Origin of the sequence: Flavobacterium sp. ov086 (assembly GCF_900187965.1) — a bacterium.
Classification (GTDB): Bacteria; Bacteroidota; Bacteroidia; order Flavobacteriales; family Flavobacteriaceae; genus Flavobacterium.
This window is the reverse complement of the sequence record NZ_FZNL01000031.1, coordinates 1-19,886: the sequence shown is the minus strand read 5'-3', so window position 1 is coordinate 19,886 and position 19,886 is coordinate 1. Positions and strand designations below refer to the sequence as shown.

The window sequence follows — 19,886 nt, the reverse complement described above, 5'->3', positions numbered from 1 at the left end:
ATTATATTTGCAGTCAAATAACTGCACAATGGAAATTAGAAGAGATGTTTTTCAGGCAATTGCTGACCCAACTCGTAGAGCTATATTGAGTTTGGTCGCGCTTCAGGCCATGACCCCAGGTACAATAGCGGAGAATTTTAGTTCGTCACGACAAACTATTTCAAAACACATTCAGATTTTAAGTGAATGTGAATTATTACATCAAACACAAAATGGCAGGGAGATTTTTTATCATTTAAATCCCGAAAAGATCAAGGAAATAGACCATTTTATTGAGCCTTTTAGAAAAATGTGGGATGAAAAATTCAATAAACTCGAGGCCATAATGAAGAACTATCAACCCAAAAAATAGAAATCATGGAACAAAAAACAAAAATTGCTGCTGAAAATGGCAAACAGGAAATTGTAATTACGAGAGAATTTGATTTGCCACTGGAATTACTTTTTAAAGCTTATGTAGAATCTGAAATTGTAGAACAATGGATGGGTACAAAAGTGCTAAAACTTGAAAATGTAAAACATGGCGGTTGGCAATTTGAAACTACAGATCCCAAAGGGAATGTTGTTTTTCAGGCAAATGGCGTAATTCATGAAATAATTGAAAATCAAAAAATCACCAGAACTTTCGAAATGGAAAATACTCCTTTTCCTGCTCAGCTGGAGTTTTTAGAGTTCGAAAAAGTATCAGATCAAACAAGTAAACTTACTATGCAAATTGTCTACAAATCTGTTGAAATGAGAGATCAGATGCTGAAACTCCCTTTTGCTCAAGGCATTAATATGGCGCATAATCGCTTGCAGGATTTTGTAAATAAACTAAAATAAATAAAACGACTACTAATAACTAAAATAATTAATTATGACTAAGAGAAATAAAATTATCTATTGGGTTGCAACACTTTGGCTAGCATTAGGAATGACTGCAACGGGAATTGTACAATTTATTAAGTTGAAAGAAGAAACAACAATGATGGTTCATTTAGGATATCCGCTTTATTTTTTAACGCTGTTGGCTATTTGGAAATTTCTTGGTGTTATAGCAATTCTCGTTCCTAAGTTTCCTTTATTAAAAGAATGGGCTTATGCGGGGTTTTTCTTTGCTATGTCGGGGGCAATTTTCTCGCACATAGCAAGCGGAGATGCTGCCAAAGAACTTTTTGGGCCGGTATTATTAATCGTTTTAACTGCAATATCATGGTATTTTAGACCTGTAGATCGAAAAACGGTTTCAGTTTAATTGAGCTTAGAATAGTATTTAATCGAGAACTCCATTTTAATTAATGGAGTTTTTTTATTTCCTGTGTAAGTTATTTTATAGAATAATAAGAAGATAATTGAATTTAGAATTTCTATTTTCGTTTGAGAAACGTTTCCCTAAAGAAAGAGATAAAATAGAATATATGGAATTGGTAACTTATGATTTAACAAAAGGTATTGAAGTATCTTACGAGAATATTCTGAAGATGCATTTTATCCAGAATTCTAATAAACTTGTGCTGCTTAAAGTTAATGCATCTTGGGAATTATTTGTTGAAATTATCGATTTTAATAGTTATTTAAAAACAATAATTATTCTGGAATATAAGAAGTTCAGTATTTATGATCACAAATTCAAACAGAATAATTTTGTTGATTACAGCAAGTATTTGAATCAAACAACAGCGTTTTCTTTGAGCCATATTTATGAGTTTTATTTCTCTGATGATTTAGAATTCATTTATTTAAAAGCCAGATTAAAAAACTCTACTGACGAAATTTGCCATTTTAAAATTGATTTAGAAGGAAAATTAATTAATAAAAAAACAGAAAACGGCTCACATGATCCTTGGGATAATTACGCCCTTTTAAAGAAATATCATGTAAGTGATAATTTTATTTTTTTAGATCTTGATGATTTTGTCGAATATGATTTGGGAGACTTTTTTAATGAGACTTTTGAGAAAAATGATTTTTTTTATTTGTGGATTAATGACGGTAGTTATTCAATATTTACATTGCCTGATGAAAATCTTTTCGGACTAATTTTTTTCGATAAAGACGGTAATTCTCCTAGAGGAAGTTTCAATATTTTTAAAATTAATGATATTAAAAAACCGAAGCTTATATTCTCCTATAGAATCGATGAATTTGGAGATCATCACACCTTTAACCCAAGCGGAAATAGAATGGCATATTGTAAATATTTAGATATTGGTGAAATTGAAATTAAAATCAGAGAATTGTATCAAAATGAATTTGAGAATGCAATTGAATTTAATATTTCCTATCCAAAAGAAGATTCATCTCCGGAAGAGGTATTTTTGTCTGATGCTAATCTAATTTTAGTCGTTTTCTACGACAGAATTGAAGCTTATGATATTTATACATTTGAACAAATTACCGTTTATAATCGAGATATTAGAACTTTATATTGTTTTGGTGAGAATAAGTTATTCTATATTTATTTAAGCAAATTAAAAATGGAGATTTTATACTAAAGGATGTTAAGTTAGCTTAGTAAGCCCTACAGGTTAAAAAAACCTGTCGAGGTTGTCGTTTGCAATATTAACCGCAAAATTGATTATGTATTTTTATTCTTTTTAAGATCGCAAAGCTTGAAAATTTGATATTTCTAATTTAGCCCCGATAGAGTCGGTATCCTTTGAGAGGGACGAACAAAGATATAGGCGAAAGCGGGACTTCTGGTCTTGAAAAAACGAATTGGTTTGCTCCTTGAAAATCTTTGCATAATCAAACGAACTCTATTAAATGTCGAAAAAAACGAGTTCAATTCCTGTAACGTTTAATGAGTTATTCTTGATTTATTTTGAGGTTTTCCTCATAATAAATGTTAATAAGTTATACAATTATCTTGTGTTGAATTGATTATTTACCGAAGAGATATTTCTTATATTCGCCAAAATGAAACATTTATTAGGAAAAAAAATCTCATAATTTGAGAAATTAATGGTGTTTTATTTCTATTGAAAGTTATCTGTAAAACCTAAAACCTCAGAATAATCAAAAAACAATCATTTATGAAAAAAAGAACATCATTTTTGACGTCATTGCTTTTTATTTGCTTAGTCTCTACTCCTGCCTTCGCACAATTGACTTCAGAAAAAATTGATTTATTAATGCAAGATGCTTTGACTAAGTTCAAAGTTGCCGGTGCAGCCATTGCCGTTGTCAAAGATGGAAAAATAATTCACCAAAAGGGTTATGGCGTTGCTTCTATTGAAACGAAAAAAGCAGTAAACGAAAATACAAATTTCCAAATTGCATCAAATAGTAAAGCTTTTACAACAGCGGCACTTTCTATTTTAGAAGATGAAGGAAAATTGAAATGGACAGATAAAGTAAAAGATTATATTCCGGAGTTTAAAATGTATAATGATTATGTTACGGAGAATTTTAATATACAGGATTTATTAACGCATCGCAGTGGTCTTGGTTTGGGAGTTGGTGATTTAATGTTTTTTCCTGATGGTTCAAATTTTACCATTAAAGATGTGGTGACGAGTTTTCAGCATTTTAAACCTGTTTCTGCTTTTAGAACTAAATTTGATTATGACAATTTACTTTATATAGTTGCAGGCGAAGTAATTGCCAGAACAAGCGGTATGAGTTATGAGGCATTTGTGCAAAAACGAATTATCGAGCCTTTGCAAATGAATAATAGTTTTGCAGGAAAGAGTCTGATTAAAGACAATAGTAATATTGCCGTACCACATTCATCTGCGTCAGGAACTATAAAAACAATTGCGCCTTTTGGAGATCAGATAAATGGTGCTGCAGGCGGAATAATCTCAAATGTATCCGATATGGCAAAATGGATGATTGTACGTTTGAATAAAGGAAAATATGGTGCCGATTTGAAAACAACATTGTTTTCTGAGAAAAACTACAGTGAAATGTGGCGTATACACACTGTTGAAGAAGCTAATCCTAATCCGAGATATAATTCTCATTTTAGTGGTTATGGTTTAGGTTGGGAATTAGGTGATGAAAAAGGAAACTTAAAAGTATCACATACAGGTGGTTTACCAGGAATGTTATCGCTTGTTGTGATGTATCCGGATCAAAACTTAGGTTTTGTAATCTTGACAAATACAGAAAGTGGCGGCGGCGGGCTTTTCTCGGCAATTGGAAATACGATTGGAGATAGTTATTTGGGGTTGGACGATTTTGGCTGGACAGATAAAATGGTCGAATGGATGAAACAGGATAAAAGTACCGGTGATGATGTAACTGCAAAAGTTTGGGAAAAAGTTAAGGCGTCAAAGAATATAAAGGTAAAAAACGAAGATTTTATAGGTATTTATGCTGATAAATGGTTTGGAGAAATTGAAGTATTTGAAAAGGATAAACAATTATGGTTCAGATCGCTTCGTTCTCCTAAATTAAACGGACCAATGGCTTTTTATAATGCCAATACTTTTGCCATAAAATGGGAATATCAAGCAATGAACTGTGATGCTTTGGCTATGTTTTCACTTGATGAAACAGGAAAAGCTCAATCGATTAAAATGAAAGGTATCTCGCCAAATATTGATTTTAGTTTTGACTTTCAGGATTTAGATTTAGTAAGGGTTCAGAAATAAGAAGTTAATATCAGGAAAATTATCATAGGGTGTTCTCCTACAACGAAGAGCCTTCGAAATCAGTTGATTTTTGAGGCTCTTGTTTTTTTTTACTCTTAGGAGTCTGTTTACTAATGATTTCAGGCAGGATTTTTAAGAAACTTTGTGTGAAATCATTTTCTGTCGTTACTATTTATTTTATGTATTTGAATTACTTGGTTAATGTTTTTTATATTAGCCAAAAATATCAATATTGTTTATGTTTAATGATGGCTAAACCAGAGCTCTCAGAGTTAATTTAATCGTTAATTTAGACACACGGTATTATAACCAAACCAACAAATAATAAAATAAAGACAGACCTGAAATATGCTTTTTAATTCTTTAAGCTTCGTAATATTTTTACCAATTGTCTTTATATTGTACTGGTATGTTGCAAAAGAGAATTTAAGACTTCAGAATATTTTTTTGCTTATTTCAAGTTATTTTTTTTATGCTTGTTGGGATTGGAGATTTCTATTACTTCTAATTTTCTCGACATTTTTAGATTATTACACAGGCATTAAGATGTCTGATGCAAAAAATGAAAAAATAAAAAAGTTCTGGTTCTGGTTAAGTATATCTGTTAATCTTGGCTTTCTGGGTGTTTTTAAATATTATAATTTCTTTATAGAATCTTTTTCTAGTGTTTTAAATACAATTGGCTTAAGTTTTAATGTGTGGACATTAAAAATTATTTTACCAGTTGGTATTTCATTTTATACATTTCATGGTTTATCGTATGTTATTGACATTTATAAAGACAGAATAAAAGCAGAGAAAAATTTTATTGATTATTCGCTCTTTGTTAGTTTTTTTCCATTGTTAGTTGCGGGACCAATAGAACGTGCAACGCATCTTTTGCCTCAAATTAAAGAGAAGAGAACTTTTGATTATATAAAAGCAGTAGATGGTTTAAGGCAAATTTTATGGGGTTTATTCAAGAAAATTGTAATTGCAGATCAATGTGCAGAATATGCTAATCAGATTTTTAATGGTTCGGCAGGATATTCAGGAAGCGATCTTGTATTGGGGGCTGTATTTTTTACTTTCCAAATTTACGGTGATTTCTCCGGCTATTCAGATATTGCTCTGGGAACAGCCCGTCTGTTTGGAATTGAGTTGTTAAGAAACTTTGCATTTCCATATTTCTCAAGAGATATAGCCGAATTTTGGAGACGTTGGCATATATCACTTTCCTCCTGGTTTAGAGATTACCTTTATATCCCTCTTGGAGGAAGTAAAGGAAGCACATGGATGAAGGTAAGAAACGTTTTTATTATTTTTATTGTAAGTGGATTGTGGCATGGAGCAAATTGGACATTTATCGTTTGGGGTGCTCTAAATGCTTTATATATTATGCCTTCAATACTATTAAATTCGAATAGAAATAATCTTGAGATTGTTGCCAAAGGAAGACATCTGCCAAGTTTAAAAGATTTATTTTCGATTGGAATTACTTTTACTCTGACGGTTTTTGCCTGGATTTTTTTCAGAGCCGAAAACATAGATCATGCAATTGATTACATTTCTAAAATATTCTCGAGATCCTTATTCTCCGTTCCTACAATAAGACCAACGTTTTTGTTTCTTTTATTATTAATATTTGTACTTATAGAATGGTTTGGGAGAGAAAGAGAATATGCAATCGCTTCTTTGGGTTTAAAATGGAAAAGAAGGTTTAGATATGCAATGTATTATGCCATTATTATTGCAATATTTTGGTTTGGAGGCAAAGAATCTCAATTTATTTATTTTCAATTCTAAACTATGAGAAAATTGGTTTTCAAAACTCTAATGTTTATCGTCCCTTTTTTGGCATTATATTGTATTACATATTTGTTTTATAGTACAAAAGAGAGTCCTGATTTATTGCGACTGGGATATATACCAAATATTTTTGAAGATTACAGGAAAGCTTTTGATTTTAATAAGACTGAAAAATTTGAATTATTATCAAAATCTTCGCATAGAAATTTTAAAGTTCTTACTGTGGGAGATTCATTTTCAGAACAATACGGTATAGGATATAAAAATATACTTGCAGATGATTTTAGTGTTCTTCATGTAGATAGATTTATATCAGAGAATCAAATTCAAACCTTAATTAATTTAATTAACGGGGATTTTTTCTATAAATACAAAATAGACTACGTTATACTGCAAAACGTTGAGCGTTATATTATAGATAATACCGAGAATATTGATTTTAATAGTCAAATGAACTGTAATCAAATAGATACTTTGGTTTATAATCACATGCCAAAACAAGAAGATTATAAATATGAATTCTTTTCTAGTGCAACTTTAAAATTTCCGTTATCGTCTGCTGATTTTTTTCTTCGAAAGAATTACTTGTCAAATAAATTTGTTTACAATGTTCAATTAAACACAAAATCTTTATTTAGTAATCATTCGGATAAGTTGTTTTTTTATTATCAGGATCTCGTAAAAATCAAAAAAAATAATTTACCTGAAAATTCGAAAAAACTAAATGATATTTTAAATATTATATCTGGAAAGCTTAAACAAAAAAACATAAAACTGATCGTATTGCCCTCACCAAATAAATATGATATGTATTATGATTATATAGTTGATAAAAAAAACTTAACAAAACCTGTCTTCTTTGAGAATTTTGAAAAATTAAGTAAAAATTATATTTACATTGATTCAAAAGAAATATTATCTCAAAAGTTGAAAAGTCAAAAAGATCTGTACTTTTTTGATGATACACATTGGTCTCCTATAGGATCAAAATTAATAGTAAACGAAATAAAAGAAATTATAAAAAGCCAATAAGTCTTTCTAACAAGTTGATTTTTACAGTGCTTAAATAAAGATATTTCTTATATTCGCTAATAGTAATTTTAATTTCATCAGTTAGAATTCTCTTATATTAACTATTAAACAAAATAATCATCAATTAATCAATCAAAAAAACATGAAAAACTTATTTCTTTTGGCAGTTTTAATAATTGCCGAGTCCTTTTATGCACAAGTAAAAATTGGCAATAAACCTCAGTACACAATTATAATTAATAATGAAATCTCTACAAGAGAAAAACTTGAAGAATACGGGGCTACAGGTTATATTAAATCAATGAATAAGGGAGTCTCGCAAAAAGAAAGAGATGAATTAGCCAATAAGTTTGGAGATAAAATTGGTGACAAGGAATTTATAATGACAATAGGGATTTATACCGAAGAAGAAAAAAAAGAAATAGACAAAAAAAATAGTACTCAGGTTCTACCCATAGTAAGTGAAAACACTGTAAAACCGGAACAATATATTTTAAAAGTAAATGATGTAGCCAAAGATTTTACTTTAAAGCTTGTAGATGGTAAGGAAGTAAAACTTTCTGATTTAAAAGGCAAAGTTGTTCTTATCAATTTTTGGGCAACCTGGTGTGCGCCTTGCTTAATGGAGTTCTACGATATACCATCAAAAATTATTGAACCCAATAAAGAAAATGATTTTGTGTTTTTAGCAATTTCAATAGGAGAAAGTCAGGAAAAAGTACTGACTAAAGTAGAGAAACTAAGAAAGGACGGAATTGACTTTAATTTTGGAATTGATCCAAATGAAAAAATATGGAATGAGTATGGAATGAATTCAATTCCGAAGAATTTTTTAATAGACAAAGATGGAGTTGTAAAGTTTGTTGCGACCGGAAATGCTCCGGGTAATTTAGATAATATTGCTGCGGAAATAAAAAAATTACTATCAAAATAAGAAAACAAGGGCTGTAAGTTTAAATTAAGCCGATAAAGATATTTATTGTATACCAGCAAAAGAATAAAATTAAATATCAACATAACGAGATGGAAAAAAAAGAATTATCACAATTAACGGATCAAGAGTTGTTGCAAGAAGCAAAAAAAATGAAATCAACTTCTATGATTAATGCTTTATTAATTGGATTTTTACTAGGGGTTGTGTTTTATAGTGTTGTGAAAAATACTTTAGGATTTTTGACTTTAATTCCTTTGTTTTTTGCTTACAAATTGAGTAACAACTCCAAATACAATAAAGTAGAATTGGAAAATCTTCTGAAGGAACGCAATCTGAAGTAAATATTTATATTTCCGAATATTATTGTTTTATTAGTTAAATAATAATGGTACAAGATCAAATTAAAGAATATATTGCCAGTCAGCCTGAGCCAAAACGCAATGAGATGCAAGAATTACACGAACTTGTACTTCGCGTGGGTCCGGAATGTAAATTATGGTATGATGATGGTAAAAACGGCCAAAATAAAACTGTTAGTAACCCTACTATTGGTTATGGATTTCAGGTTTTAAAATACGCTGATGGAAAAATCAAAGAATTTTTTCGTATTGGTGTGAGCGCAAATACAACTGGAATCTCCGTTTACATTCTCGGTATTGAGGACAAGACATTTTTAACTCAAACATTTGGAAAAAATATTGGCAAGGCAAGCGTTACAGGATATTGCATCAAATTTAAAACACTAAAAGATATTAATATAGACATACTTGAAGCTGCGATTCGATATGGAATGGAATTGAAATAAGGATCACAGAGTTTTTAATTGTTTACAGGGAACATCTTAGATCAATTAGAAAAACAGGAATTTAAGAACATGAAATATTTAATAATAATCTTTTTTTCATTTATTACGTTTGGATACTCGATTGGTCCAAATCAATCAGGTCTTAAAATATATGGTGTGAAAGGAAGTTTTGAAAGTTCCTTTCAGAATTGCACAAAGTGTTTTGATGTAAATTTGGTGGAATTGTCTAAAAAGCCCATTTTAGAGGAAAGTGATTTCGAAAGCTTTAATTGGGATAATCAACAAATCACTCTTAACGATTCCGGAAAACAAAAAATAAAGAAAACAACAATTCAACTTAGCGGATTACCCGTTGTAATGGTTCTAAATAATAAAAGAATTTACGGATTTTGGTTTTGGAACATGTTTTCTTCTATAGGATGCGATCAAATTTATACCTATCCTAAAATAGATTTCAAGATCAAATTTGGATTGCCAACTAATTATGCTATTGGAGAAGACCTCAGGTTTAATAGATTGTTAGAGCAATATGTAAAAACCAGATATAAACAAGATTGATAGTATATTGTTTCCTTGTTTTTTTTAGAAAATTTATTTTTCGTTGCGCTCCCAACCTTTTGAATTATATAGTCATCATTATATAAAATAGCATCATATAACTAACGGTAAAAGAATAGTTATTAGATGTTATAAAATGTATCTTTCTCCATTTAAAGTTTAATTATTGATGAATATAAAATACTCAGGAAAAACATTTTTCGTCTTTGTTCTATTGGTTCAATTTTGTTTTGGACAAAAAGTATTTAAACTTACTGAAGGAAAAGCTGTTTTTATAAACCCAAATCTTGGCGTTGTTATCCAGAAAGAGGATAAATATTATTCTTATAAAATTTATATTGATTCAGATAAAAAAGGAACTGGTTTCAGGAAGGAATTAGACGAAGTTTCATTTTTAAAATTTTCTGAGTTATTAAAAAATCCAAACAATATTTTTCCAAATCAAATTGTGAATTATGATTTTAAAGATTTGAAAAACAAGAAGTTTCTTCTCGAAAAAGGAGGAATTAATTATGAGTTTTTTCAATTTAATAACGAATATTTTGCTCTTTTTTGTAAAGCTAGAAAATTCGAATATACTGCTTATCCTGTTGGTTTAAATACTTGCTTTACTTATTACATTCTTGATTTAGGTAATAATCAAAAAATTACATGTTCGTTTTCAAATTTTGAGAATAGTTTTTTAATTCCCATAAAAAATAAAATGATGATTTGGGTTCCGTTTCTAGATAAAGATTATAGTGAAGTAAAGTCCTTTGATTATCAAAAGATTATTACCGAAGAAATTAAAGTAAATGCCTGGCAATTATATGCGTTTTATGATAAAGTTGGTTTTGATAGTGAGTTTTACAAAATTGATACCTTAAAAAATAAAAAGGTTAGAATTATAAACAGTTTAAAACAACCCGTTTTTAAAAAGGAATATGATTCTATAAAAATTAACAGGTTTATAGTTTGCTATAAAAAGGGTTTTATAGACCTATATAATCCTACTTTCAAAAAGTTTGACTTTGAGAATGTAAAAGCAATAATTGAGCATCGATATAACTATACAGCGCAAATAATAAAAGGAAACGAACTTAGAACTATTGATATTAGTGGGAATCAGGATGAAATTGCACACTATAGCTTTGTTTGTCAGGACAATTTAGAATCTGATTGGCTTACCAATATATTTTTGACAAAAGAAAATGATAGGTTTTATGTGTATTCAGATGAAAACACGATTATGGCAGAACAATATGTAGATCCTAATCAAAAAATTGCATTAAAAGACGATCTTGGTATACAAGCGATATATTTTCATTCGAACTCAAATAATGATAAGTTTAAAAGTGCAAGGGGGGGGCAAAATGATTTTTATGTGTATTGCAAAATGAAAAGCGGCAAGTATAATATTTATAATTTAAATTTCTTACTTCCTTTAAAAAATTCAGAAAACTTAGCCTACTACAATGTCAGGAATCTTCCGGTAGATTTAGAATCGGTAGAGGGGATTAATTATAAGGGACTTTTCAAGATTAAGAAAAATAGTTTGGTTGGTTATTTTCCCATAAACAAAGAACCAAAGTATAAGATATTAGAAGATTTTCAAGAGAATTTTGCCCGTTTTGAATTCCCAAACGGACAAAAAGGATGGCTGGATTTAAACGGAAACGAGTATTTAGATAATTAAATTCGGAATGAATAACTATTAAAAAAGAAAAAATGCCGCTATTACGTATATTAAAATTAACGTTCCTCTTTTTCACAGGCCTTTTGTCAAATATAAATTTGTTTGCACAACAAGGAAGTGATTTTATACAAAGAGATGAAAGTCGTATTTATAAAATAGAAAAAGAATTAATTCTTGGAAATAAAAAAGCACTACTTGACATGGTTCCTTATTTTGATAGTAAGAATAAAATGACGGTATTTTTAGGTTATCATGTCATAAATACAACTGAATCAGTAGTTGCAAAAGGAATTCTGGAAGAAAATTGCATCTTCCTTGATAGTGAAGTTTCATTTTCAGATAATACAACCGCAAATGAGTTTAAAGTTTTTTTAGATCAAAATTTAGATCAAATTTCATTTTCTAATTATGCTGAAGCATTTTTTTTGACTCCTTTAGAAAAAAGAACCGTAAAATTTGAAATTAGAGAAATTTCTAAAGTCAAAAAACAAGAATTGATACTAAAAAAGGATTCATTATTAAATCTAAATTGGGTTAAATCAAATAAAATAAACTTACTTATAAAAGAAAAAAATCCGAAAGCACTTTTACTTATAGCGTCAGAATTATATAAAGTAAGATATCGATTTGATAAAAAATTTCCTGATCAGTTAGAATACATCGATTTAATTAGACTATTAACAGGAACAGAAATAGCAACAGAAGATGAAAAAAATCATCTAACGTGGTTTATTGAGAAAGAATTTTATCCCAAAGCTTCTTTAAATTTATTAATTTATTTTTTAAATAATTATAAATATTACAAATGGAATGATAAAAAAACAATTTTTGAAAATAAAAAAACTTCGGTTAATCAATTGAACAAAGAAACATTGCTTTTCGAATTGCTAAGCAATAAAAATGATTCGATTGCGGAATATGCTTTCAAACAATTAACAAATTGCAATGTAGAAAATGTTGTCAATATTGCTAGCGAATATGAGAAATCAGATATTAAGGTTAATTATTCTCTTCCTACGTTTCCTTTTAGATTTTTAAAACAATTAGTGTTGTTAACTGATTATTGCAAAAGTAATAACATTGATTTAGAAAGCTCACCTGAGCTTAAAATGAATATTGAATTACTAAAAACAAAACTTACATTTAAAGACAGAAGAAAATTCGAAAATAAACTAATAGAGAATTTGACATTAGATCAAATAACTGCATTTGAATATCAATGTTTATTAGATGAAAAAGACTGGGAACTTACCCATTCAGCAGGAAGGATTTTAGACGTTTTTTACTCGAAAAATTGGAATGAATTATTAAATAATAAAGAATATTTAAAATTATATATTAAGAAAACCTTGTTTTTTCAAAGGTTGGGAATAATTGGTATTTGTAATAATTACTTAAGGAAATTTGAAAATTCAAATGATTATACAATTATCCAATTAAATAAACTAGAAAAAACAGATCCAGGCATAAATCAACAAAGAGAATATGTGAAAAACAATTATACGATTCCGTATATAAAACCTGAAATTTTAAAGAAAGAATTTGAGGGAAATAAAGATTTTTTAATATTCGATTTAGAAGGAAATTTTTCAAATATAAAGAATGATACAATAGAAAAGTATGAAGATAAGGTAATTGACTTACTGAGTAAGATCAATTATAATCAAATTGGAAAAGCATTGGAATTAATTGAAAACGTGAAATTTAAAACAAAATGGAAATATAAATATTCCTTTTTAAAAGACGATTTTGGCTTTTTTTGGATAAAAAATTTTGATGATCTAAATGAGAGGCTCGAATTTATCAAAATGTATACTAAATATTCCGAGTATGATTTTTATTCTTATTATCTTAATCAATCAGGAATAGATTATTTGAATGAAGATAATTCTTTAAACTATGACAAGATATATGAATTGTTGAAATATGATGTAGCTACTGCTTTCGTTGGCGGAGGCGGTGGAATAAGAAATAATGAAGTGTACGCTCTAATAAAGCTTCTCGAGATACAATATAAAACAACTTTAGGTTATCCTAAAAAATTATGTAATTCAAGTAGAATTTATGCCTGTTCTTCAAAAGATAGAGCGACTGAGTGGATGCAATTTATTAAAGATAAGAATTTATTAAAGGTCGAACATAATGAGCCTAATTCATTTAATTTTCGATAAAAAAAGACTCCTTAATTTTCTAAGGAGTCTTTTTTTGAAGTGGTTTTATGTTATAAATTATTCTATTCTTTGTCGTTTGGCATTAGTATATTTCGTTCCGTCGTAGTACAATACATTATCCCATAATATATCAGTATCAGGTTTTGAATTTCTTGCTAATAGATAAGGAAGCTTGTTTTTCATTATTGGTACAACCGTTAAATTATTAATATTCGCGGGTTCAGGGCTTTTATACAGAACTTTAAATTCTTCACCTTTAAGCAAAACTATGTAAGCAGAATTCTCTGAATTAACTACTGATATGATACTATCCTTAGCAAATAAAATATGTGTCCCATTGTTCTCAAGTCCGTTATAAGATTTAGGTACATTAAGTTTAGTGAGTATTTTTTGAGTTAATATAGTATCATTTGATATTTTATAATTTACAGTTTCAAGGTTTTTTTCATAATTACTAATAGCATAGCAATTTTCTGATTTGATTTTTTTATCAGTCTTGTAAACAGCAATAAAACAGGGTGAAATATCTTGATTTAGATATTCTACACGAACAAAATTTGCGTTGCAAACAAATTGATTATTGTCGTCATAGATTGCAAGTTTTGAAAGTCCTTTTAAATCAAAATGCTTTGCTGATAAGCTCGCCGGAAACCTGCTCCTACTGTTCTCATCGTCTTGATAAATCAATGAATCTGTTAGTTTTTCTAATTTATAATACTCTTCTGTATTAATTTCGTCTTTATTGAAGTAAAGCTCTATGTAAGCTTCATTTTTATTTGAGAAATAAAATTTATTTGCAAATCCCAGATAATGGACATTATCATTTAATGCAGCTATTTTTACCTCTCGCCTTTTAGGCAGATTCTGTAAACGGATATTCTTGACAATATTTGTTTTATCCTTTTTAGTACAACTAAAAGTTAATACAACAATTGTCAATAATAGTAATATTCTCATTTGTTCTCTTCTTTAATATAAGTTTCAACTAGTGTGAAAGTTTGATAAAAATTATCTTTAGTTATCCTGATTTGGATGAATGAATCGGATGAATTATCATTTTTATTTTATGCTAATATAAAAACAATTGCAGTTAAATTCTTAAGTACAATTTTAATTTACTGGATCCTATTTGTTATTAAACGAGTTTTTCAAATCTTAAAAATATACAAACTGTATTTTTTTGTGCCTAAAAACGTACATTATTACCCCCTGTGTTAATTGTTATTAATCAACTTTGTAGTGTCAGTTTCAAATAATATAAATATTATTTGCTGATTATTAATTATTTACTAACTCTTAACCATTAAAAAATGAAAAAAATCTTAAAATTAGCAAGTTTACTGTTTATTACGGCATTAGTATTTAATTCCTGTGAAAAGGAACAAGATTTAAATGAACCGCAAAGTGCCAGCAAAGACGTATTGCAAAGTACTAAGAAAGATGCATCGCAAAATACGAACAAGACCACTGCCTCAGCAGCAGCTGCGTTAGGAGGTGGTACCGGAGCCAGAACGATCACATTGCAAACAAATACATTATCGTGTCCTGGTGGTTTATGTACGTCGTATGGAGTTTGGTCAGAGGGCGTTTACACGGTTTGGTTTCAGATGAAATTTAATTCTGGGTTTTATTGGAGCAGAGGCGGTAAATGCGGATACGGCATCTTAATTGGTGATCAAAATACCGGTGGCGACCCAGGATGGGATGGTAATGGCGGTAGTGCCCGATTTATGTGGTATTGTCCAAATGGATCAAATAGTGCTAAAGGAAGCGGAGCTTATCTTCAGCCATACGTTTATTATAAAGATCAACCTGGACAATTTGGTAATGATTTTGGAAAAAAATACTATATACAAGAAGGAGTTACCTATAACTGTCAGATATCTGTTAAGTTAAATACAGGTTCAAATACTGACGGATATGTCAAATATTATGTAAATGGTACAGAGATATTGAATCAAACAATTCGTTGGGTGACTAACGATTCTAAGCGAAATGTTAATGCTGTAAGTTTGCACACCTTCCGTGGTGGTAGTCAGGAATATTGGAAAGCTCCGGTAACAAGTTCTATTTATTATGCCAGCGCAGCTTGGGATGCTCAATAGTTTAGTTTAAATATAAAAGAACTCCTTAAGAAATTAAGGAGTTTTTTGTGGTTTATATTTAGCTTGTTTGCAAACTATTTTAGTGCTATTTGAAAAAAAATCAATAAAAAAAGTCCAAGAAATCATTTCAATCAAGTTAAAGATTGCTACTTTAATATTCTTATATTAGCTTGAAGAAAACCACTATTTGCTAAAGTAACGTTATAAATAAGTAGGTAAAGAAGACGGTTAAATTAATAGAAATGAAAAAATACGAGCTCTACTGGAAAAATAATAATATTGGTTCGCTGATTGAAACTAATTGGGAAATGAGAAGTTATGGAGATATTTTGTTTAATCCTGCTTTTTTGATTGAGACTTCTGAAAATAGACGTCTATTAAACCTTATTGAAAATTCAGTTAAAGCCAGTAAATATTTGGATGAAGGAGATGATGACAATTATGATAAGATGTGTGAGGAGGCAAATGATTTTCTTGACTTAATTAATAGTCCTGATTGGTACGTGATTAATGACAAAAGTGAAATTGTAAAAATTCTTTGCCCTATGTTTCATGAAAATAATGAAATCACCTGGCAAAATAAATGATGTAAAAAATTCCGAGTAAGCTAGTTTGCAAACCATTTTAGGTGTGATTTGAAGAAAATCTTAATAAAATCGCTCTAAGAAATCACTTTATGTCAGTTTCAGTCAAGTTAAAGATTGCTACTTAAATATTCTTATATTCGTTTGAAGAAAAAGCAACTAGTTGCTCAAGTCGTCATAAAATAAAATAAACAAGAATATGCAAACCTTCCCAATATTGATTACCGAAAGGCTTACACTTCGGAAACTTTCAAAAAATGATTCCGATGAAATATTGCAATTGCGTTCGGACATAGAAATAAATAAATTTCTTGACAGGAAACCAAGCAAAACATTAGAAGATGCACTAAATTTCATCAACAGTTTAATCGAAAATGAAAGTGATGAGTTTTTTTATTGGGCAATTACAAAAACTGACGAGGATAACCTAATTGGTACAGTTTGTCTATTTGACTTTTTAAAAGATTCCAGAAAATGCGAAATTGGATATGAACTTCTTACCCAATATCAAGGTCAGGGAATTATGATCGAAGCTGTTAATAAGGTTTTAGAATACGCAATTAAAACACATGGTATAAAAACGATAGATGCACAGACACATAAAGATAATCAAAGCTCAATTAAACTTCTTCAGAAATTAAATTTTAAGAAATTTGACAATGCAATCGAAAATAATCCAAATCTTATTTTATTTAGATTTACAACTTAAACCTATTTGGCTTCTTAGTAAATTTATTTTGAGATGGAGAAAAAATATATAAAGTAAGTAAAAGTGATTTGCATACAAGCTTAAAAAAGAGGAGAAAAAGTATTTCAATATTAATTATAACAGTAATAGTACTTTTTTCATGTGAGCAACGCAGTAAATCAAAGTGTGGTACTTTTGATAAAGTGAAGTTAGATTCGTCAAAAAAAAGCTCAAAATCAGAAATCTTTGATTTATACCAAATATGAGTATACTGATTCTATTGGTACAAGTTTAGTAATACAAAATAGCTTTCCCAGAGGGGGAACGAAATATACTGATACTAATGGTGAAGTATATGTTTATGCTGTATTTTAGATAATGATATTCAAAAATCGTCTTCGTTCAAAAGAGCTGTCAAACCAAAAGAATCGACGGGTTTTTATGTGGTATTGCTCTCTCCTATTGATGGAGCACATGGTACGTTACGAACCGGATTTAATCTAAAAGAACAAAATCTTTTTTATAAAATCAATGATAAAGAAATTCCTTGTGGAAGTATTAATTTAAGAAATTTAACGTTAAAGGAATAACAACAAGCCGTAATACATTGTGAGATATTCCATAAAAAAGCTTTGAAAATCATCTAATATGAAGTTAAACCTTACCCTTACAACACTTTTCATTGTTTTCTCCAACTTTCTTTTTGGACAAAGTAATTTCTCAGACAATCCTTATGATGCGGTTTTTGAAACCAAAGACTCAAAAAACTTTTGGGAAGCATTTGACAAAATGGATAAATCAAAACAAAATCCATTTATTGAATACATGCAAAAAGGTTCTCCGGGGGTTAAAGGGTTTACTGAAAATAGAATAATCAATGCAGATTCTCTTTATATAGTTGTGAAGAAAAGAAAAGCTGATTATGAACTTTCAAGAAATGTTTTGGACAATATTTCTTCTAAGGAAAAGAGAGTAAGAGCAATTTATAGTGCATTAAAGTATTGGTATCCAAAGGCTAAATTCCCTCCTATTTATTTTGTTTACGGAAGATTTAATTCTGGAGGAACTTCATCTCCTGAGGGAATTATTGTTGGAATTGAAATGCTTAAAAATCTGGATGGTGTTTCTGGTTTAATAGCACACGAACTTATACATTATCAACAAAATATAATAGGCAAAGATATGTTGCTGAAATGGTGTTTGCTTGAAGGAGGCGCCGACTTTGTTGGTGAACTTATTTCGGGAGAATCAATAAATCAGTTTTTATATAAATATGGAGACCAAAACAAGGATAAATTATGTCAGGAATTTGTAAGGAGATTAAAAAATGCTGATTATCAGGATTGGTTATACGGAACTTCCAAAAAAGATGACAGACCAAATGATCTAGGATATTGGATTGGTTATAAAATAATAGAATCTTATTTCAACAAACAAAAAGACAAGCAAAAAGCGATTGAAGAAATACTAAATATAAAAGATCCAATGCAATTTTTAAAACAAAGTGGTTTTCTGGATATATATATTGTAACGTATCAAGAATCAAAAAAAGAACGTTATGATGAGTTTTTTAAATAACAAAAACTCATGTAACAAAAACTCCTTAAGAGATTAAGGAGTTTTTTTGTGATTTTAAAAAAAAATAGATAAAAAATGACTATTTTTTAAATAGATAAACATTAAAACTATAAAATGAATTAAATAAGACTTACGCACACTGTTTTCGTTTACTACAGAAAAAAAACGATTTTATTTTACTGTTTTTATCCTTCCACGTTTTATCACAATAGTTAATCTTTTGATTGGATTTATCAATAATCAAACTATTCAGCTAAACTAATTTGGTTTTTTTCTATAATTTTTCTCAAATTATTTAGTGCATAACGCATTCTTCCCAATGCGGTGTTTATATTAATTTCTTTTTCCTCAGATATTTCTTTAAAACTCATGTTTTGGTATATTCGCATTGTCAATATCTCTTTTTGATCATCACTCAGTTCTGCAATCAGTTTTTTTAAATCAATTTCAAGCTGGCTTATAATTATTTTACTTTCAATGTTTAAAGAGTTGTCAGACATTAGAGAAAAAATGGGAAATTCTTCTGTGTCCCTGCGCATTCGCATTTTTTTTGTTTTTCGAAAATGATCGGCAATTAAATTGTGAGAAATACGTAAAACCCAATAAAGGAATCTTTCTTCTTCTTTGTATAAATTGCTTTTATATTTAAGTATTTTAATTACCTTAACAAATGTATCTTGAAAAATATCATTTGAAATATCTTTATCCTTAATCTTAGAATATATAAATCCGTATATTCTGGATTCATGTCTTTTAATTAATTTCGCTAGCGCTGATTCGTCACCTTCTATATATTTTTTTACCAGTAAAGAATCTTGAATATTAGTATCATTCATTGCATTAAATTTAAAATTTTGGAGTTGCAAATTTATAAACGCTATGAGATACTAGATTATATTTCAGGACTTTAAAATGTTAAATTAAGGTTTTTAACAAAAAGGAGATGTCGATATATTAAGCTTGATATCTATAAAACTGCAAAAAAATCATTTATTTTGTTCTGTTGATTGAATTATAAAATAGATTTTTTACCTGAACTTATTCGGATCAAGACATATTGTTGTGGGGAAATATTAAAACCTAGATATTTGTATTTTAAAATTCCCCCTAATGCAAGATTCTTTTATTGACCTTCTTAAGTTATTATTGCCTGAGATAATAGTAGATTACTTTGAACTTACTTCTTATAAAAAGGAAGACGAAACTCTGCATCTGTATTTAAAAGAAATTAATTCTATACCTAAAGAGCATAGAGAATCAAAATTAAGCTCAAAAGGATTCTTTGAAGAGATAAAGGTTCAGGATTTTCCTATCCGCGGGCATCAGGTATATCTTCATATCACCCGAAGAAGATGGCTTAATGAAGATACAGGAAAAATAGTTTT

The 19,886-nt window shown here is 29.1% G+C and carries 19 protein-coding genes and 1 pseudogene; 18 read left to right on the top strand and 2 right to left on the bottom strand.

Features of this window, described 5'->3' with window-relative positions; translation table 11 throughout:
* Positions 1 to 28 precede the first annotated feature (28 nt).
* The 13 genes from CHB81_RS23950 to CHB81_RS23890 all read left to right on the top strand — a co-directional run bounded on the left by CHB81_RS23950 (position 29) and on the right by CHB81_RS23890 (position 13,546).
* Positions 29 to 352, top strand: coding sequence for a helix-turn-helix transcriptional regulator (locus CHB81_RS23950; protein ID WP_089354350.1), 324 nt, complete (start codon positions 29 to 31; stop codon positions 350 to 352).
* A gap of 5 nt (positions 353 to 357) precedes the next feature.
* Positions 358 to 825 (top strand): SRPBCC domain-containing protein, encoded by a 468-nt coding sequence (locus CHB81_RS23945; RefSeq protein ID WP_089354349.1) that lies wholly within the window; start codon positions 358 to 360, stop codon positions 823 to 825.
* Between the two features lie 34 nt (positions 826 to 859).
* Entirely contained in the window at positions 860 to 1,237 is a 378-nt protein-coding gene (locus CHB81_RS23940; RefSeq protein WP_089354348.1) for a DoxX family protein, read from the top strand.
* Between the two features lie 97 nt (positions 1,238 to 1,334).
* Positions 1,335 to 2,477, top strand: a complete 1,143-nt coding sequence (locus CHB81_RS23935) for a hypothetical protein (RefSeq protein ID WP_089354347.1) — start codon at positions 1,335 to 1,337, stop codon at positions 2,475 to 2,477.
* 540 nt (positions 2,478 to 3,017) lie between these two features.
* Positions 3,018 to 4,583, top strand: a complete 1,566-nt coding sequence (locus tag CHB81_RS23930; RefSeq protein WP_089354346.1) for a serine hydrolase — start codon at positions 3,018 to 3,020, stop codon at positions 4,581 to 4,583.
* Positions 4,584 to 4,931: 348 nt separating this feature from the next.
* On the top strand, positions 4,932 to 6,368 hold the full coding sequence (locus tag CHB81_RS23925) for an MBOAT family protein (protein ID WP_089354345.1): 1,437 nt from the start codon (positions 4,932 to 4,934) through the stop codon (positions 6,366 to 6,368).
* A 12-nt stretch (positions 6,369 to 6,380) separates the two neighbouring features.
* Complete coding sequence (locus CHB81_RS23920) at positions 6,381 to 7,403, top strand: hypothetical protein (protein ID WP_217899739.1); 1,023 nt, start codon at positions 6,381 to 6,383, stop codon at positions 7,401 to 7,403.
* A gap of 142 nt (positions 7,404 to 7,545) precedes the next feature.
* Positions 7,546 to 8,337, top strand: a complete 792-nt coding sequence (locus tag CHB81_RS23915; protein WP_089354343.1) for a TlpA disulfide reductase family protein — start codon at positions 7,546 to 7,548, stop codon at positions 8,335 to 8,337.
* Between the two features lie 89 nt (positions 8,338 to 8,426).
* Positions 8,427 to 8,678: an FUSC family protein gene (locus CHB81_RS23910; protein WP_089354342.1), complete on the top strand. Its 252-nt coding sequence runs from the start codon at positions 8,427 to 8,429 to the stop codon at positions 8,676 to 8,678.
* Between the two features lie 44 nt (positions 8,679 to 8,722).
* The gene (locus tag CHB81_RS23905) at positions 8,723 to 9,142 is read left to right on the top strand and encodes a DUF1801 domain-containing protein (protein ID WP_254921272.1); all 420 of its coding nucleotides are present in this window, start codon (positions 8,723 to 8,725) and stop codon (positions 9,140 to 9,142) included.
* 69 nt (positions 9,143 to 9,211) lie between these two features.
* Positions 9,212 to 9,700, top strand: a complete 489-nt coding sequence (locus CHB81_RS23900) for a hypothetical protein (RefSeq protein ID WP_141130453.1) — start codon at positions 9,212 to 9,214, stop codon at positions 9,698 to 9,700.
* Between the two features lie 169 nt (positions 9,701 to 9,869).
* Positions 9,870 to 11,375, top strand: coding sequence for a hypothetical protein (locus CHB81_RS23895; RefSeq protein WP_089354339.1), 1,506 nt, complete (start codon positions 9,870 to 9,872; stop codon positions 11,373 to 11,375).
* A gap of 425 nt (positions 11,376 to 11,800) precedes the next feature.
* Positions 11,801 to 13,546 carry a hypothetical protein gene (locus CHB81_RS23890; RefSeq protein ID WP_141130452.1) on the top strand — a complete coding sequence of 582 codons (1,746 nt, stop codon included), beginning with the start codon at positions 11,801 to 11,803 and terminating at the stop codon, positions 13,544 to 13,546.
* A 57-nt stretch (positions 13,547 to 13,603) separates the two neighbouring features.
* Here the strand turns inward: CHB81_RS23890 and CHB81_RS23885 are convergent, their stop codons facing one another.
* Positions 13,604 to 14,503 (bottom strand): hypothetical protein, encoded by a 900-nt coding sequence (locus CHB81_RS23885; protein WP_089354337.1) that lies wholly within the window; start codon positions 14,501 to 14,503, stop codon positions 13,604 to 13,606.
* A 353-nt stretch (positions 14,504 to 14,856) separates the two neighbouring features.
* Here CHB81_RS23885 and CHB81_RS23880 point away from each other — a divergent pair, with 353 nt between their 5' ends.
* The 4 genes from CHB81_RS23880 (at position 14,857) to CHB81_RS23865 (ending at position 18,501) form a co-directional block, all read left to right on the top strand.
* A complete protein-coding gene (locus CHB81_RS23880; RefSeq protein WP_089354336.1) occupies positions 14,857 to 15,651 on the top strand; it encodes a polysaccharide lyase in 795 nt (264 codons plus the stop codon).
* Between the two features lie 242 nt (positions 15,652 to 15,893).
* Entirely contained in the window at positions 15,894 to 16,238 is a 345-nt protein-coding gene (locus CHB81_RS23875) for a hypothetical protein (protein WP_089354335.1), read from the top strand.
* A 196-nt stretch (positions 16,239 to 16,434) separates the two neighbouring features.
* On the top strand, positions 16,435 to 16,944 hold the full coding sequence (locus CHB81_RS23870) for a GNAT family N-acetyltransferase (RefSeq protein WP_089354334.1): 510 nt from the start codon (positions 16,435 to 16,437) through the stop codon (positions 16,942 to 16,944).
* A gap of 627 nt (positions 16,945 to 17,571) precedes the next feature.
* Positions 17,572 to 18,501: a DUF2268 domain-containing putative Zn-dependent protease gene (locus CHB81_RS23865; RefSeq protein ID WP_089354333.1), complete on the top strand. Its 930-nt coding sequence runs from the start codon at positions 17,572 to 17,574 to the stop codon at positions 18,499 to 18,501.
* Positions 18,502 to 18,746: 245 nt separating this feature from the next.
* Here the strand turns inward: CHB81_RS23865 and CHB81_RS23860 are convergent, their stop codons facing one another.
* The gene (locus CHB81_RS23860; protein WP_089354332.1) at positions 18,747 to 19,337 is read right to left on the bottom strand and encodes an RNA polymerase sigma factor; all 591 of its coding nucleotides are present in this window, start codon (positions 19,335 to 19,337) and stop codon (positions 18,747 to 18,749) included.
* A gap of 274 nt (positions 19,338 to 19,611) precedes the next feature.
* Between CHB81_RS23860 and CHB81_RS23855 the strand changes: the two are divergent.
* Positions 19,612 to 19,886 (top strand): annotated as a pseudogene (locus CHB81_RS23855) (DDE transposase); the annotation flags it as partial.

Excerpts from the sequence above, each read along its gene's own strand:
- CHB81_RS23895 (WP_089354339.1), top strand. The coding sequence starts at position 9,870 with ATGAATATAAAATACTCAGGAAAAACATTTTTCGTCTTTGTTCTATTG.
- CHB81_RS23940 (WP_089354348.1), top strand. The coding sequence starts at position 860 with ATGACTAAGAGAAATAAAATTATCTATTGGGTTGCAACACTTTGGCTA.
- CHB81_RS23870 (WP_089354334.1), top strand. The coding sequence starts at position 16,435 with ATGCAAACCTTCCCAATATTGATTACCGAAAGGCTTACACTTCGGAAA.
- CHB81_RS23945 (WP_089354349.1), top strand. The coding sequence starts at position 358 with ATGGAACAAAAAACAAAAATTGCTGCTGAAAATGGCAAACAGGAAATT.
- CHB81_RS23880 (WP_089354336.1), top strand. The coding sequence starts at position 14,857 with ATGAAAAAAATCTTAAAATTAGCAAGTTTACTGTTTATTACGGCATTA.
- CHB81_RS23915 (WP_089354343.1), top strand. The coding sequence starts at position 7,546 with ATGAAAAACTTATTTCTTTTGGCAGTTTTAATAATTGCCGAGTCCTTT.
- CHB81_RS23930 (WP_089354346.1), top strand. The coding sequence starts at position 3,018 with ATGAAAAAAAGAACATCATTTTTGACGTCATTGCTTTTTATTTGCTTA.
- CHB81_RS23875 (WP_089354335.1), top strand. The coding sequence starts at position 15,894 with ATGAAAAAATACGAGCTCTACTGGAAAAATAATAATATTGGTTCGCTG.
- CHB81_RS23885 (WP_089354337.1), bottom strand. The coding sequence starts at position 14,503 with ATGAGAATATTACTATTATTGACAATTGTTGTATTAACTTTTAGTTGT.
- CHB81_RS23905 (WP_254921272.1), top strand. The coding sequence starts at position 8,723 with ATGGTACAAGATCAAATTAAAGAATATATTGCCAGTCAGCCTGAGCCA.
- CHB81_RS23900 (WP_141130453.1), top strand. The coding sequence starts at position 9,212 with ATGAAATATTTAATAATAATCTTTTTTTCATTTATTACGTTTGGATAC.
- CHB81_RS23860 (WP_089354332.1), bottom strand. The coding sequence starts at position 19,337 with ATGAATGATACTAATATTCAAGATTCTTTACTGGTAAAAAAATATATA.
- CHB81_RS23865 (WP_089354333.1), top strand. The coding sequence starts at position 17,572 with ATGAAGTTAAACCTTACCCTTACAACACTTTTCATTGTTTTCTCCAAC.
- CHB81_RS23925 (WP_089354345.1), top strand. The coding sequence starts at position 4,932 with ATGCTTTTTAATTCTTTAAGCTTCGTAATATTTTTACCAATTGTCTTT.
- CHB81_RS23910 (WP_089354342.1), top strand. The coding sequence starts at position 8,427 with ATGGAAAAAAAAGAATTATCACAATTAACGGATCAAGAGTTGTTGCAA.
- CHB81_RS23950 (WP_089354350.1), top strand. The coding sequence starts at position 29 with ATGGAAATTAGAAGAGATGTTTTTCAGGCAATTGCTGACCCAACTCGT.